Origin of the sequence: uncultured Porticoccus sp., assembly GCF_913061305.1 — a bacterium.
Lineage (GTDB): Bacteria > Pseudomonadota > Gammaproteobacteria > Pseudomonadales > Porticoccaceae > Porticoccus.
Genome location: NZ_CAJXST010000004.1, coordinates 215700 through 231808 on the forward strand (window position 1 = coordinate 215700; position 16109 = coordinate 231808).

At 54.4% G+C, this 16109-nt stretch carries 10 protein-coding genes; 6 read left to right on the top strand and 4 right to left on the bottom strand.

What is annotated here, in order from left to right:
- Nucleotides 1–87 precede the first annotated feature (87 nt).
- Nucleotides 88–1164, top strand: a complete 1077-nt coding sequence (gene nadA / locus QZ516_RS06470; protein WP_297187707.1) for a quinolinate synthase NadA — start codon at nucleotides 88–90, stop codon at nucleotides 1162–1164.
- A 48-nt stretch (nucleotides 1165–1212) separates the two neighbouring features.
- Here nadA and QZ516_RS06475 read toward each other — a convergent pair whose 3' ends face one another.
- Nucleotides 1213–2646 carry a M48 family metalloprotease gene (locus QZ516_RS06475; protein ID WP_297187708.1) on the bottom strand — a complete coding sequence of 478 codons (1434 nt, stop codon included), beginning with the start codon at nucleotides 2644–2646 and terminating at the stop codon, nucleotides 1213–1215.
- Between the two features lie 236 nt (nucleotides 2647–2882).
- Here QZ516_RS06475 and QZ516_RS06480 point away from each other — a divergent pair, with 236 nt between their 5' ends.
- From QZ516_RS06480 to QZ516_RS06500, 5 genes are all read left to right on the top strand, one after another.
- A complete protein-coding gene (locus tag QZ516_RS06480) occupies nucleotides 2883–3953 on the top strand; it encodes an AI-2E family transporter (RefSeq protein WP_297187710.1) in 1071 nt (356 codons plus the stop codon).
- 23 nt (nucleotides 3954–3976) lie between these two features.
- Complete coding sequence (locus tag QZ516_RS06485) at nucleotides 3977–6799, top strand: insulinase family protein (protein WP_297187712.1); 2823 nt, start codon at nucleotides 3977–3979, stop codon at nucleotides 6797–6799.
- A gap of 226 nt (nucleotides 6800–7025) precedes the next feature.
- Nucleotides 7026–9674: a pyruvate dehydrogenase (acetyl-transferring), homodimeric type gene (aceE, locus tag QZ516_RS06490; protein ID WP_297187714.1), complete on the top strand. Its 2649-nt coding sequence runs from the start codon at nucleotides 7026–7028 to the stop codon at nucleotides 9672–9674.
- 15 nt (nucleotides 9675–9689) lie between these two features.
- A complete protein-coding gene (aceF, locus tag QZ516_RS06495; RefSeq protein ID WP_297187716.1) occupies nucleotides 9690–11459 on the top strand; it encodes a dihydrolipoyllysine-residue acetyltransferase in 1770 nt (589 codons plus the stop codon).
- 156 nt (nucleotides 11460–11615) lie between these two features.
- Nucleotides 11616–12071 (top strand): DUF4864 domain-containing protein, encoded by a 456-nt coding sequence (locus QZ516_RS06500; RefSeq protein WP_297187719.1) that lies wholly within the window; start codon nucleotides 11616–11618, stop codon nucleotides 12069–12071.
- A 165-nt stretch (nucleotides 12072–12236) separates the two neighbouring features.
- Here the strand turns inward: QZ516_RS06500 and QZ516_RS06505 are convergent, their stop codons facing one another.
- The 3 genes from QZ516_RS06505 to QZ516_RS06515 form a co-directional block, all read right to left on the bottom strand.
- Nucleotides 12237–14051, bottom strand: a complete 1815-nt coding sequence (locus tag QZ516_RS06505) for a DEAD/DEAH box helicase (protein WP_297187720.1) — start codon at nucleotides 14049–14051, stop codon at nucleotides 12237–12239.
- 105 nt (nucleotides 14052–14156) lie between these two features.
- Nucleotides 14157–14606, bottom strand: coding sequence for a YaiI/YqxD family protein (locus tag QZ516_RS06510; RefSeq protein WP_297187721.1), 450 nt, complete (start codon nucleotides 14604–14606; stop codon nucleotides 14157–14159).
- A gap of 21 nt (nucleotides 14607–14627) precedes the next feature.
- A complete protein-coding gene (locus QZ516_RS06515; protein ID WP_297187722.1) occupies nucleotides 14628–16088 on the bottom strand; it encodes a DASS family sodium-coupled anion symporter in 1461 nt (486 codons plus the stop codon).
- Nucleotides 16089–16109 lie beyond the last annotated feature (21 nt).

Sequence of the window (16109 nt, forward strand, 5' to 3'; positions counted from 1 at the left end):
TAGAACACACTGAAATAAATTGGCGGCGGAGGATCCTGGTATTTATGGTAAAATTCTTGCGTAGCACTGCACTTATTCCGGTTTTTTATGACGCATCCATCGAAACTCCATATTGCCAGCGATTCTGATCACCGTGAGGTGGTCGAGCACTATCTGGGCAAATTGCACGAGGAGCCTCGCTACACGCCAGAGCAAGAGGCCGCATATCGGACTTCGATCAAACGGCTGTTGAAGGAACGCAATGCGGTTATCGTGGCACATTACTACACGGATCCGGTGATTCAGTCTTTAGCTGAAGAGACGGGTGGGCTGGTATCGGACTCTCTGGAGATGGCCCGTTTTGGGCATGATCACCCGGCTGCCACGCTGATCGTGGCCGGCGTCAGGTTTATGGGTGAAACCGCAAAGATCCTGAATCCGGAAAAAACGGTACTGATGCCTACCCTGGAAGCAACCTGTTCTCTGGATATTGGCTGTCCTGCGGATGATTTCAATGATTTCTGTGATGAAAACCCAGATCGCACGGTGGTGGTTTACGCGAACACCTCGGCGGAGGTAAAGGCGCGTGCCGACTGGGTGGTGACGTCCAGTATTGCGCTGGACGTGGTGGATTACCTGGATAGCTGTGGAGAGAAGGTTCTATGGGCACCTGATAAGTATCTCGGCAGCTACGTGCAGAAAAAAACCGGTGCGGACATGCTGTTGTGGGATGGCAGTTGTATTGTTCATGAAGAATTCAAGGCCCGGGGGGTGCTCAGCATCAAGCAGCTCTTCCCCGATGCAGCCATTCTGGTTCACCCGGAGTCCCCGGAGGCCATGGTGGCCATTGCCGATGTGGTGGGATCTACCTCGCAGCTGATCGAGGCTGCCAGAACGCTGCCGAACCAGCAGATGATTGTTGCCACGGATAGCGGTATTTTTTACAAGATGCAGCAGGCGGCGCCGGATAAAGAGTTGATTATTGCGCCCACTGCCGGTGAGGGAGCCACCTGTCGCAGCTGTGCCCACTGTCCCTGGATGGCAATGAATCACCTGGAGAACCTGATGGAATCCCTTGAGCGCGGTAGCAACGAGATTCATGTGGATCCAGCGGTTGGCCGGCGCGCAATGGTGTCGCTGCAGCGGATGCTGGCATTTCGCGAGCAGCAGTTGGCCGAGTTGTAACCCTCTGTAGTAGCGCCGGGCAGACTGCCTGACTTGTAGCTGCCAAGCCTAGAAGTTTTTCATCTTCTCCTGCAAATCGGCCAGATCTCTCAACTGCTGGTCAATAATGGCGGTCTCCTGATAATCGTGAATCAGCAGCTTTCGGGCATAACCCAGTTGTTCTCTGGCCTTGTCAAATACCCCGTTGAGAATAAAATATTGTGCGCGGGCCTTGTGCACCCCGGCGATATCACCTGCCAGACCACTGACTTCCGCCAGCTGAAACCAGATGTAGGGTCGATCGGGGTAGCGTTGGGCCAGCTCTTCAAGCACTTTTTCAGATTCGGTGAACTGGTTGGCCTTGAGGTAAACTTCGGCCAGCATCATCCTGAGCGCATAACTTTTCGAATTGTGGCGCAAAAGATTTTGTGCCTTCTCAATGGCCGAAATATATTTCCCTTCCCGGCGGTCAATTTCGATATCAGCCAGTAGATAGGTGAGTCTGTCGGGCGATGAGCTGATTAACTGGCTGAGGTTTTTTCTTGCATCATCGAAGTTGCCCAGTCCCATGTGAGCCAAAACCAGGCCGTAACGAGAGGCATCCTTGTTGAGGCTGTCGCCTTCCAGTTCGCTACTGAAGCGGTTGAGCGATGCCGCCGCATTTTTTTCGATGGCAAACAGAGCCCGGGCACGCATCAGGTGATATTCAACATTATCAGAGTAATGTTTTAACGGAAATTGACTGACGCGGTTTTTGGCGTCAGCAACGCGGTTTTCCGTCAGTGGGTGAGTGAGCAGGAATTCTGGCGGCTTGCTGCCGGTGTAGCGGGTTGCTCGCAGCATTTGCTCGAACATGGCGGGGACACCTTTCGGGTCCATACCAGCGGCATAAATTGTCTGGATGCCGAGCCGGTCGGCCTCTTGTTCATTTTGGCGGCTGTATCGCATGGCATTTTCCATGCTGTGCGCCTGGCTGGCGGTCATCGCGGCCATCCCGGCATCACCGCCTACGGTGGCGGCAATCACGAGGCTGGCCAGCATGGCAGCCATCGTGGTGGTCGCGTTCTTGCGCTGTTGTTCGACCCGCCGGGCAAAATGTCGTTGGCTGAGGTGAGCCAGCTCATGGGCCAGCACGGACGCGATCTGGTGTTCGGTCTTGGCGTAGCGGAACAGCCCCGTGTGTACGCCAATAACGCCACCCGGAACCGCGAAGGCGTTCATTGATGGATTATTGATCGTCACCAGTGACAGGCGGTGGTCCTTTAATTCACTGTGGGCGGCGAGTTGGTAGAGTAGTTCCTCCAGGTAATCATACAGTTGGGGATCGTTGTATTCGGAGATCCTGCTGCGGTAGGCTCGCAGCCAGGCCTGCCCGAGTTCAAATTCCTGTTGCTGTGAGATAATGGCCGAGGCGGTATCACCCAGCGCTGGCAACTCAATATTGGCGCTGTGTGCCGGCGCGATCAACAGCGCGGTCAGCATTAACCGGTTCAGGAAAAACATGATGGAGCCTGTGTGCACTGCTTGAACATCCATTAATACGTGAAAGTGATATGTGAGAGGGTGACAATTTCTCTGGATAGTAACGCAACTCTATGACCTAATTCATGCGGATTCGTGCGTTTTCATCTGAAAAAACCGACCGCATTGCAGGTGGTTTCAACAGTACTTGGTGCAATAGTAACGATTTCGTAATCTGATTTTTGTAACCTTTTTAATTGTCTTGACAGGAAAATGTTATGTGGAGAGTGCTTGGCACTTGGGTCGACCGCTATTTCGGTGAAGAAGAAGCGGTATTGCTGGCTTTGATGCTGGTGATCGCATTGATCGTTATGGTCACTTTTGGCCAGATTCTGGCCCCTTTTGTCGCAGCCATTATTTTTGCTTTCCTGCTCCAGGGCGGTGTGAATCGTCTTGTTAGGTGGCGGCTGCCCCGTCTGGTTGCTGTGGTGCTGGTGTTCCTGCTGTTTGTCGGCGTATTCCTCACGATCCTGATCGTTGTCCTGCCGTTGATCGGGCGCCAGGCCGCCAATCTTGCCAGTGAAATTCCGGACATGATACGGCACTGGCAAAATGTCCTGCTGTTGCTTCCCGAGGAGTATCCACATCTCATTTCAGAGTCTCAGCTGAAAGAGTTGTTGGGACAAGCGTCAAAGGAAGTGGCGAGTATGGCAGAGCGGTTGGTGAGTTTTTCTTTCAGCACTTTTCCCAGCCTGGTCATCATGATGGTCTATCTGGTGCTGGTTCCACTGCTGGTATTTTTTATGCTGAAAGACAAGGATGAGCTGTTGGATCTGCTCGCCTCTATGCTGCCCCAGGAGCGGCCTGTCATGTGGCGAATCTGGCATGAGATGAACCTGCAAATGGCCAACTATGTGCGCGGCAAGGCTATTGAAATATTGGTAGTCGGGTTGGTCAGCTATGTTTTTTTCCTTTTTATGGGCTTGCAATATGCTGCTTTGCTGGGGCTCCTGGTGGGGTTATCTGTAGTGATACCCTATATCGGTGCGATGATCGTCACATTTCCGATCGCCGCAGTGGGTTACTTTCAGTGGGGGTTTGGCCCGGAGCTGCTTTGGCTGATGGTGGGTTACGGGATTATTCAGGCGCTGGATGGTAATGTGTTGGTGCCGCTATTGTTTTCGGAAGCCGTTAATCTTCACCCCATTGCGATTATTCTCGCGGTTCTGGTGTTTGGGGGGCTGTGGGGTTTCTGGGGGGTGTTTTTTGCCATTCCCCTCGCCACGCTGGTCAAGGCACTTTATAACGCCTGGCCGCGAACTGATTTGCCGAACACGTTGTCGGAGTAACTTTACCCATAAGATGGAATTCCATGAAAAGACTTGTTGTTGTATTTGTCTGTCTGTTTTTTGTTGCCGGAGTTTACAGTGAGGTAACCCCTTCTTCCCCCCAGTCCTCCAGCGATATTGTTCGCAGTGAAAATGATCAGTCTGCCTATCGTCACCTGACATTGCCCAATGCACTTGAGGTGTTGCTTGTCTCCGATCCCGATGCGGACAAGGCGGCGGCGGCACTGGATGTCTTCGTGGGCAGTTCACATGATCCCGTCCAACGTCAGGGTTTGGCGCATTTTCTCGAGCATATGCTGTTTCTCGGTACGGACAAATACCCCGAGCCCGATGAGTATCAGGCATTTATCGGCCAGCACGGTGGGCAACACAATGCCTACACGTCTTTCGAGCACACCAACTATTTTTTTGATATTGATCCGGCGCATTTTGAGCCGGCGCTGGACCGGTTTTCCCGCTTTTTTGTCGAGCCACTGTTTAATGCCGATTACGTAGAGCGTGAAAAGAACGCAGTGCATTCGGAGTACAAGGCTCGCATCAAGGATGATTACCGCCGCCAGATGGATGTCTACAGTCAGGTTGTCAACCCGGTGCATCCGGCAGCCAAGTTCAGCGTCGGTAATCTGGATACGCTGGCGGATGAAAAAGGTCAGCTGCGCGAGGACCTGCTCTCTTTTTACAAGGCGCACTATTCTGCCAACCGGATGGCCCTCGTGGTTTTGGCGCCACAGCCCCTGGACCGGCTGGAAGCCATGGTCAGAGACCGTTTTGCCAATGTGCCCAACCATGCCAGTCGGCAGCCGAAGCATGGCAAGCCACTATTGAAACCGGGTGAACCGCCGAAGCTGGTTTCTGTTCAACCCGTTCGCGAGATGCGGGAGTTGTCCATCACCTTTCCCCTGCCGGCAGTGGATCAGTATCAGCGGGAACAACCGCTCGCCTACCTTGGCAATCTGATTGGTCACGAGGGTAAGGGCAGCCTGTTGTGGCTGTTGAAAAACAGGGGCTGGGCCGAGAGCCTGCGGGCGGGCCAGGGTATCTCCGATACCAGTGGCAGCAGTTTCAGTGTGACGGTCGGTCTGACACCGGATGGTTACGCAAACTGGCAACAGGTGCTGTCTCTGGTATTCCGTCAGATTGATCTGGTCGCCGATGAGGGGATTGCCCAGTGGCGTTTTGACGAGCAGGGTGCGTTGGCGGACATGCAGTTTCGCTACATGGAGCAAGAGGACCCGGTGCACCGGGTGAGCCGTCTGGCCAATCGCCTTCATCAATATCCCTACACCGAGGTGATCCGGGGACCCTACCGCATGGATCTTTTTGATGCCGGACTGATCGCCGACATGGCATCCCGTATGACTGCGGACAATGCCATGGTGTTACTGGCTGCTCCGGATATTGAAACAGATCAAACCACGGCTCTCTATCAGGTGCCTTATAAAGTTGAACCGCTGCCGAAAATGCAGGCTGTGGCGGCGGCCACTGACCTGGCGTTGCCAGGAAAAAACCCCTTTATTCCCGTGCATTTTTCGCTGAAACACCCTGACAAGACCTCTGAACCAGGGTTGGCCGAGCTGTTGGTCAAGCAGCCCGCTTACCGGTTGTGGCACTACGCCGATCATTTTTATCGGGTGCCCAAGGCGCAGCTTTATGTGGCAGTCAAGACCCCGGCAGTAGAAGGGGTACGTCATGCCGCAATGCTGGATCTGTACTTGCGGGCGGTTGAGTATTCATTGAATGAAACCAGTTATGAGGCGGCCTTGGCCGGCTTGCGCTATGGCATCAATCGCCGGCCAGATGGGCTGGGTTTCATGATCAGTGGTTTTGACGACAAGCTGTCGGTGTTATCAGCTGCTGTTGTGGAGGCTCTGCTAACTACTGATCTGGCGGATGAGCGACTTGAATTGTTGCGCCAGGAGCTGATTCGAAAATGGCGCAATAGCACTAAGGACACGCCCTATATCCAGCTGATGCGCGAACCCGGTTTGTTGCTCAATACCACTGCATGGCAACCAGCGCGACTGGCCGATGAGCTGGAGAATCTTGATTTCAGCGCCTTCCGGCAGTATGTGAAAACGATTTTTAACGGGGCTTCGCTGGAGTTGCTGGCCAGTGGCAACCTGGAGGCGAAAGAGGTAAAAGTGTTGGCGCAGTCACTGTCGGAACAGTTGGCATCCGGCAATCCGGCTGACTGGTTGCCGAGGGGTATTGCCAAGGTGGCCCCCGGGGAAAAAATTAAAGCACCCATGTCCATTCCGCACAAGGATGCGGGGATTCTCCGTTACTATCAGGGTCGCGATGACTCGGTGGCGGAAGCAGCCCGCTTTATGTTTCTGCGGCAGCTGATCAAATCCCCGTTCTTTCACGAACTGCGTACCGAGCAGCAGCTGGGATATGTCGTTGCGGCGGTGGATCAGGGCCTGGATCGGGTGCCGGGATTTGGGCTGCTGGTACAGTCTCCATCGGCACCACTGTCTCGACTTGAGCAGGCCATTGATCAGTTTCTCGATACATTTGCAGAGCAGTTGGCGGCAATGCCGGCTGATCAATTTGAGCGCCATCGCGCTTCTATTCTCACGGGTCTGACGGAGAGACCGAAAAGCCTCGCGGAGCAGAGTGGGCGATTCTGGGCTAGCATTGACCTGAGGGATTATCGGTTTGATATGCGCCAACAATTGATTGCAGAAGTCCAGGCTCTGACCCATGCGCAAATGCTGGAAGCCTATAGGGCCGTCGTTGTCGCGGCGGGTTTTTCAATGCAGGTCGATACTTCGGCAGGGGATTTTATGTCGGGGGCTGGGCTGGCTAAAGAACGGGATGTCTACCAATTGCCCAGTAAAATGTAATAAAACTATTTATTTTTTTCTGGAGAAAAAATAATAATATTATATTTTTCATATAGTTGAAGTTTTTATGGAGGGGGTTGCCGGTTAGCCGCCTTTGTCTTTGTGGTTGAATAAGTATTTTTTGGTAGATAAACTACACGGAATGGCTTGATAGTCGGGTTAGCGGTGTTTTTGGTTGCCCGACTGATCAAGTTGCCAGTCATCATAAAAAAGAAAGGTATCGATCATGCAAGACGATATGGATCCCGTCGAAACCCGGGAGTGGCTCGAATCGCTGGATTCCGTATTGAAGTTTCAGGGCCCGGAGCGGGCAGCTTATCTGCTTCAGAAATTGCTGGATCGAGCTACCTCCACCGGGGTCGGCATGCCGCCAGCCATTGTCACCCCCTACAGAAATACGATCCCGGTTATACGTGAAAAACGTATGCCCGGCGACCTCTTCATGGAGCGCCGGATTCGCTCGATCATCCGCTGGAATGCACTGGCGATGGTGATGCGGGCCAACAAAGACCCCGACGAGGGTATTGGTGGTCATATTGCTTCCTTCGCCTCTTCGGCCACGCTCTACGATATTGGCTTCAACTATTTTTTTCGGGGTAACCAGGGCGAAGAGCAGGGCGACCTGATCTATTTTCAGGGTCACAGTGCACCGGGAATTTACGCCCGCTCTTATCTGGAGGGGCGTTTCGATGAAGATACCCTGGATAATTTTCGGCGAGAGGTGGATGGCAAGGGGCTCTCATCTTACCCCCATCCCTGGCTGATGCCTGATTATTGGCAATTTCCCACCGTTTCCATGGGGCTTGGTCCACTGCAGGCGATATACCAGGCACATGTGATGCGCTACATGTCGGCGCGTGGCATGTCTCCGCGAGGTAATCGAAAGGTGTGGGCATTCCTCGGCGATGGCGAGTGCGACGAGCCGGAAACCCTGGGTGCTATTTCCCTTGCCGGCAGGGAGCAGCTGGAAAATCTGACTTTTGTGGTGAACTGTAACTTGCAGCGTCTGGATGGGCCGGTGCGCGGTAATGGCAAGATCATTCAGGAGCTTGAAGGCGTCTTCCGCGGAGCGGGCTGGAACGTCATCAAGGTCGTCTGGGGTCGTCTCTGGGATCCATTGTTTGAGAAGGACCAGACGGGCTTGTTGCAGCAACGGATGGACGAAACCTGTGATGGCGATTACCAGAACTACAAACACAACGGTGGCGCCTATACCCGGGAACATTTTTTTGGGGCTTATCCGGAGCTGAAGTCACTGGTTGAAGACCTCAGCGACCGGGACATCATGTATCTGAACCGCGGTGGGCACGATCCCTACAAGGTTTATGCCGCCTATGCCGAGGCGATGGCCCACAAAGGCCAGCCCACCGTGATTCTGGCAAAAACGGTGAAAGGTTACGGGATGGGTGTGGGCGAAGCGTCCAATGATACCCACTCCATCAAGAAGCTTGATCTGGAAGGGCTCAAACATTTCCGCGATCGTTTCGGAATCCCGATTGCGGATGACGACCTGGAAAAGGTGCCCTATTACCGGCCACCGGAAGACAGTCCTGAAATGATGTATATGAAGAAGCGACGCGAGTCGCTGGGGGGGGCGGTGCCCTCCCGGCGGGCAGATTTCGCATCACTTGAGATACCCGCACTGGAGGACTTCAACAAGTTGCTTGAGGGCAGCGGGGATCGCAAGATATCCACCACCATGGCCTTTGTGCGGCAGCTCGGCATGTTGGTCAAGGACAAAAAAATCGGTGAGCGGATTGTCCCCATTGTCCCCGATGAAGCGCGCACCTTCGGTATGGAAGGCATGTTCCGGCAGCTGGGCATCTACTCCTCCGCGGGCCAGAAGTATGTGCCCCAGGATCGCGACCAGATCATGTACTACAAGGAGGACAAGCGCGGCCAGATTCTTGAAGAGGGGATAACCGAAGCCGGCGCATTTTCCGCATGGATTGCACTGGCGACGGCCTACAGCAATTACGATTGCCCCATGATCCCCTTCTATGTGTTTTATTCCATGTTCGGCTTTCAGCGCATCGGCGACTTTGCCTGGGCTGCAGGCGATATGCAGGCGCGGGGATTCCTGATCGGTGCGACCTCGGGGCGGACGACGTTGAATGGTGAGGGCCTGCAGCATCAGGACGGGCACAGCCACCTGCTGGCCAACACCGTGCCGAACTGTCGAACCTATGATCCGGCGTATGGCTATGAGCTGGTGGTGATTATTCAGGACGGCTTGCGGGCGATGTATCAGGACCGGGAAAACTGCTTTTACTACATCACGACCATGAACGAAAATTATGAACAGCCCGCCATGCCAAAGGGGACTGAAGAGGGTATTATCAAAGGGATTTACCTGTTGGAAGAAGGAAAAAATACCAAGCTGAAGGTTCAGCTTATGGGCGCCGGGGCAATTCTGAATGAAGTCCGGGCGGCAGCGGTAATCCTCAGGGATAAATTCAAGGTGGCAGCGGATATCTGGAGCCTGACCAGCGTCAATCAGCTTGCCCGTGATGGGCAGGCGACTCAACGCTGGAATCGAATGCATCCCGAGAGCGAGTCGAAGGTGCCTTACATCACTGCGCAATTACAGGGCAGAAAAGGACCTGTTGTGGTGGCCACAGACTATGTCAAAACCTACACCGAACAGCTTCGCGCCTTTATCCCTGCCAATTACCATGTGCTGGGTACGGATGGCTTCGGTCGCAGTGATAGCCGTGAAAAGCTACGCCATTTCTTCGAAGTTGATCGCTATTTCATTGCGGTGGCGGCGCTGGGTGCGCTGGCTGATGAAGGAAAAATAGAGAAATCCCTGGTTGCCAAGGCCATTAAAGAGTTTGGTCTTGATCCGGATAAAGCCAATCCACTGTGCTGTTGAAAACGAGAATAAACTGTGACTTCTGAAACAATCCTGGTACCCGATCTCGGTGGCGCTGATACGGTCGATGTCATTGAGCTGTGTGTTGCGGTGGGTGATACCGTGGCACTGGAGCAATCCCTCATCGTATTGGAATCCGATAAAGCCACCATGGACGTGCCTAGTCCTCAAGCGGGTCAGGTCAAAAAGCTGTTGGTCAAGGAGGGGGACAAGGTCAGTGAAGGATCCCCCATCCTCGAAATTGAGAAATCAGCGGATGAAACGGATGCAGCGGAAGAGTCAGCTGCTTCTGACAAACTGGACGATGCTGCCCAGCCAGAAGAAAACAATGAGACCTCTGACGGTGTAGAAAAGGTCACTGAATCTGAAGCTGTAAACAAGTCTGGCAATCAGACCGAGTCCGCTGCGGCTAAAAGCCCGGCCGTTGAAGAAGATGTGCTGGTGCCAGACATCGGCGGTGCCGATGCGGTTGAAGTGATTGAAGTAATGGCCGCATCAGGTGACCAACTGGCCGAAGGTGATGGCATCCTGGTGGTGGAAACGGATAAGGCTAGTATGGAATTGCCGGCACCCTTTGCCGGGGAGTTAATCCGGGTAACGGTCAAAGTGGGAGACAAGATTGCCACTGGAGACAAGATCGCCCGCATGAAAACCATGTCGGATTCAGATCAACCCGATACCACAGCAAAGCGTGATGAAAAGACAGGCGAGGACAGTGCATTCAGTCCTGCGGAAAAGGGCGAACCTGCTGGCAAAGCATCCTCTGAAACCGATATGTCTTCCGGTACAAAACCGGACGTGGTAGAAGCACCTGTGACTGTGGAAGAGTCTGACGAACCGGATGTGGCGTCGAAAATAGGTGATGCCGCGTCAGCCGAGGTTTATGCCGGCCCCGCCTCACGGGCGCTGGCCCGAGAACTGGGTGTCGATTTGCGGAAGGTTTCCGGTTCCGGACCGCGCAATCGCATCCTCAAGGAAGATCTGCACGAGTATGTCAAAAGTGCGGTGGCAAAGTCAGAAAATGCTGCTGCCACCGGCGCAACAGGCGCGGGAATTCCTCCCATACCCACGGTGGATTTCGCCAGGTTTGGCGAGATTGAGATGGTGCCGCTGCAAAAAATTCATAAGCTGACGGCTGCAAACATGCAGCGCAGTTGGCTTAACGTGCCCCACGTTACGCAATTTGATGAGGCGGATATTACGGAACTTGAAGCTTTTCGCCATTCGCTCAAGGCAGAGGCCGAGAAAAAGAACTCCCGGCTTACCCTGCTGCCGTTTCTGCTCAAGGCCTGTGGCCATGCCCTGGCGGTCAATCCCTCGTTCAATCGCTCTCTCGCCCGTGATGGCGAACATTTTGTCGAGAAAAAATATATTCATATCGGTGTGGCGGTTGATACCCCCCGGGGGCTGGTCGTGCCGGTGATTCGAGATGTGGATCGCAAGGGGCTCTGGCAGTTGACCGATGAAGTCAATGAGATGGCAGTCAAGGCCCGCGAAGGCAAACTTTCGGCCGCTGAGATGCAGGGAGGCTGTTTCACGATTTCCAGTTTGGGAGCGATCGGTGGCAATGGTTTCACACCGATTGTGAATGCGCCTGAGGCGGCCATCCTCGGGGTTTCAAAATCCCAGATCAAACCGGTCTGGGATGGGGCGGAGTTCAAGCCAAAGCTGATGTTGCCGCTGAGTGTTTCCTACGATCACCGCATTGTGAATGGCGCCGATTGCGGCCGTTTCTTTACCTGTCTCGTTGATGTGATTGCCGATATGCGCCGGTTGCTGCTGTAAGCCTGTCGAGGCGTCACCAAAACGCTCTCTTTCCTCACCCGGGTTGAGCTCGGCAACGGTTTGGAACTGATCGCCCATACCGGGTTCTAAACTCTGAGTTATGTGCCAATTACGGTGTGTCGTATTTGGCCCGTTCAAGCGACCAGAGAAACCGTTATGGTAATTCGACGCTTTCACCTGATTTTCTGCAGTTCTGTCCTTGCTGTCTTCATGGCTCTGTTCCTGTCCCCGGCTGTCGCGGCCAAGGAGAACCTGTTGAGTGAATCGGATCAGCAGTCCGTGCAACAGGTGATTGATGGCCAGATCTCGGCTTTTAAAACCGATGACTACAGTACCGCCTACTCTTTTGCTGCGCCGAATGTCAGGCAGGCATTTCCGTCGGTCCAGATGTTTATCGAGATGGTGCGGAGTCAATACATGCCGCTCTACCGGCCTGTATCCTATTTGTTTGGCAGAAATACTCTCTCGGAAGGCCTTGTTTACCAGGAGCTGATTGTCACTGACCTCCATCGCCAACTATGGCAGATTATTTATACCCTTCGGCAGCAGGACGATAAGACCTGGAAGGTAACCAATGTTGTGATGTATCCCTACGACGGGGTATCTGCCTAGTCCGGACAGCATAGTATGTTGCCTCTCGCTGGCGTATGCCGTCGCGCCGTCAGCGTCGTCGCTTGACTGATCCCGGCGTATAAACCGGGAGGTCTTTCCAGGCACAAAAAAACCGGGCTTTTTAGCCCGGTTTTTTTTTAGCCCGATTGTCCGGGGTGAAACAACTTACTTTTTCGTCGGTCGCGGGCCGCTTCGTTTTTGGGCGGTTTCCGGTTTTCTGGCCCGTGGTTTGCCACCAGGCTTGGTTTTCAGTGACAGTTTTCCTTTCGAGGGCGCTGGCCTGTGACCGCTATCACCACCGAGTGGACTCAGTTTCATCGGTTGTTGGCAAACCCTGACCTTGTTCTTCAGGTGATTGAGCAGTTCAGGTGGCATACCCTCGGGCAGGTCAACTGTACTGTGGTCGTCATAGAGCTTGATCTGGCCGATATAGCGGCTTTCAATGTCGGCTTCGTTGGCGATGGCGCCGACGATATCACCGGGCGTAACACCGTGGCTCTTGCCCACCTCCATGCGGTATGTGGTCATCTCAAACTCACCGAATTCGTCGCGTTGCTTGCGTTTGTCGGCGGGTCTTTCCTTGCGTTTCTGGGCGCGGTCACGGGGTGCAGCATCAGGTCTTCTGTCCCGACCGATGGATTTTTCGTGACTGGCCACTTCAATTGACGCCAACTTTGGAAAGAGCGGACGTTCCTGTTGCAGTTGCCATGCCATGGCTGCAGCAATATCAGACATGGACAGCTCGCGGTCGTGCGCCAGCCCTTCCAGCAACTCACGAAAACGGTCGAGATCCTGGGTATCGAGATTGCGCAGAATCTGTTCCTGGAACTGTTGGACCCGCTGGGTGCTCACTTCTTCACCGGTGGGCAATTCCATTGACGTCACTTGCTGCCCCGTGGACTTCTCAATGGCGCGCAGCAGATGCCGTTCTTTGGGGGCAACAAACAGGATCGCACAGCCCTCGCGACCGGCGCGACCGGTACGGCCAATACGGTGTACGTAGGATTCATTGTCGTAGGGAATATCGTAGTTGACCACGTGGCTGATGCGATCAACGTCCAGCCCCCGCGCTGCCACATCCGTGGCAACGACGATATCGACATCACCTTTCTTCAGCCGATTGACGGTGCGCTCACGCAGGGCCTGACTCAAATCACCGTTCAGCGCCGCCGCAGAGAATCCTCTCGCTTCCAGTTTCTCAGCGAGTTCGACGGTGGTGGATTTGGTGCGCACAAAAATCAGCATGCCATCAAATTCTTCCACCTCCAGAATTCGGGTGAGGGCATCCAGTTTATGGCGACCCTGTACCATCAGGTAGCGTTGACTGATCCGCTCTACGGTACGGGTTTTGGCGGCGATACTGACTTCCCTGGCATCGCCGAGGTATTTCTTCACCACACGGCGAATAGCCGGGGGCATGGTGGCCGAAAACAGTGCGCGCTGACAGGTGGAAGGGGTTTCCGCCAGAATGGTTTCGACATCGTCAATAAAGCCCATGCGCAGCATTTCATCCGCTTCGTCCAGCACCAGTGCGCGGAGCTTGCTCAGATCCAGGCTGCGACGCCGTAAGTGATCCAGAATACGCCCTGGTGTACCGACAATCACCTGCACCCCGCGCTGCAATCCACGCAATTGTCCGCGCATGTCCTGGCCACCATAAATGGGCAACACGTGGAAGTTTTTCAGGTGGCGGGCGTATGTCTGGAAGGCCTCGGCAACCTGAATGGCCAGTTCCCGTGTAGGGGCCAGCACCAGTATCTGTGGTGCGGACTGGCTGCTATCCAGACGGCTCAGTAGTGGTAATGCAAAGGCTGCGGTTTTGCCGGTGCCGGTTTGTGCGATACCGAGCAGGTTGGCACCTTCCAGCAGTATCGGAATACTCTGGGCCTGAATGGGGGAAGGCTGTTCATAACCGAGTTCCTGAACAGCCTGGAGCACTGGTTTGGAGATGCCCAGTGATGCAAAATCGGGGGAAGACATAAATACGCCTGTATGGCCGTAGGCCGGATGAAAATAGGGGCGTAAGTATACGCGTATCGCTATGAGGGATAAAGATTTTTCCCATCTCGGGCAGGTGGATATAAACTATTTCGGTCTCGCCTCCAGCAGCCTGTCCAGCACATTGGCAAACTGCTGGCGCTCGGTATGACCGAGGCTGCCGGGGCCACCTTTGACCTCGCCCGTATTGCGCAATTCTTCCATCAGGTTGCGCATGGCCAGCCGCTGGCGAATATTGGCCGGGGTAAAGTGTTCCCCTCTGGGGCCGATAACCTGCGCACCCTTGTCAACAGCTTCCGCCGCCAGTGGAATATCCCCGGTGATCACAATATCGCCAGGCAGAACCTGTTGCGCGATATAGTTATCCGCCACATCAAATCCGCTTGCTACCTGCCGCGCCTTGATTAATGGTGAAGGGGGGACTTTCACCAGGTGGTTGGCAACCAATGTCAACGGAACCTGACAGCGTTGTGCTGCCCGAAACAGGATTTCCTTGATGGGGTTGGGGCAGGCATCGGCATCGACCCAGATATGCATTGGACCTCTCCTTGTTTTGGGTTAACCAATCAGGCCGGTTTTCAATGTCAGGTGCAGGGTCAGCGTAATGACCAGGGCGCCGCATAGATTGATCCAGAATCCGGCTTTGGCCATTTGTGGAATACGGATAATGTTGGCGCTGAACACAATGGCATTCGGTGGCGTGGCCACTGGCAGCATAAAGGCAAAACTGGCGGCAATGGTGGCCGGAATAATGATGGCCAGTGGGTCGATGCCCAACCCAATAGCCATCGCCGCAAAGATGGGCACCAGTGTGGTAGTGGTGGCCGTATTACTGGTCAACTCGGTCAGGAAAATAACCAGCGTCACCACCAGCAGTGTCATCACTAGTGGCGGAAAGCCCTGCACTTCCGCCAGTTGCAGTGCCAGCAGTTCCCCGACCCCGGTGCTGCTGATAGCGCCCGCCAGTGCCAGGCCGCCACCAAATAGCAGTAACACGCCCCAGGGCACCCGCATTGCGGTATCCCAGTCCATCAAAAATTCACGTTCTTTCAGGTTTACCGGAATGGTGAATAGTAACAGGGTGGCGAGAATGGCCACGCCGGTATCACTCAGTCCATTCAGCCATGGCAGTTTTGTCAGCAGTGGCCGGGCAACCCACCCCAGGGCTGTCAGCGAAAAAATAGTCAGGGTTAATTTTGCGCCAAGGGTCCATGGCTCGGTGGGTTCGTGGAGAAATTTACCGTCGATGGGTGTTTTACCCGGTGGGTATATGCAGTGGGTCAGCAGCCACCAGGTGAGTGGTACAAAGATCACCACCAGCGGTAGGCCGATGCTGAGCCAGCGGGTAAAACTGATCTCGATACCGAGCTCACTCTGGATAAACGAGACGGTAAACATATTTGGCACTGTGCCGACAATGGTGCCTACGCCGCCTATGGATGCCGCATAGGCTACCCCCAAAAGCAGGCAGAGACTGAAGTTTTCACGGTTTGGCGCACTTTTGTCGAGCAGCTGGATAATGCTGAGCAGTATCGGCAACATCACCAGTACGGTGGCTGTGTTGGTGATCCACATGCTCATGGTGGCAGAGATAAACATGAAACCGCCGACCAGGGTTGCCGGTTTGGTGCCCACCAGCCGCAATATCGTAAAGGCGAAGCGGCGGTGTAAATGCCACCGTTCCAATGCCAATGCCAGGATAAATCCCCCCAGAAACAGGAAAATCATCGGGTGGGCATAGGCTTTGGCGGTGGCATTGATGTCACTGGCTCCGACCAAAGGCAGCAAGGCGAGTGGCAATAGTGCCGTCGCATAGATGGAAATGGCTTCCGTCAGCCACCAGACCGCCATCCAGGCGGCCAGGCCGGCAGTGGCCCTGCCCGCCGTGCCGAGCACAATCAGGTTGTCATTCAGGGAGAGAGTCTGGTCGGGGACCACCGTGAATACCAGTATGCCCAGCAGGGGGCCGGCAAGCAGAGCTAACAGGCGAAACTGGCCGAGCCACAGCATCGGATTCATAGGCGGGTTCTTATCATTATT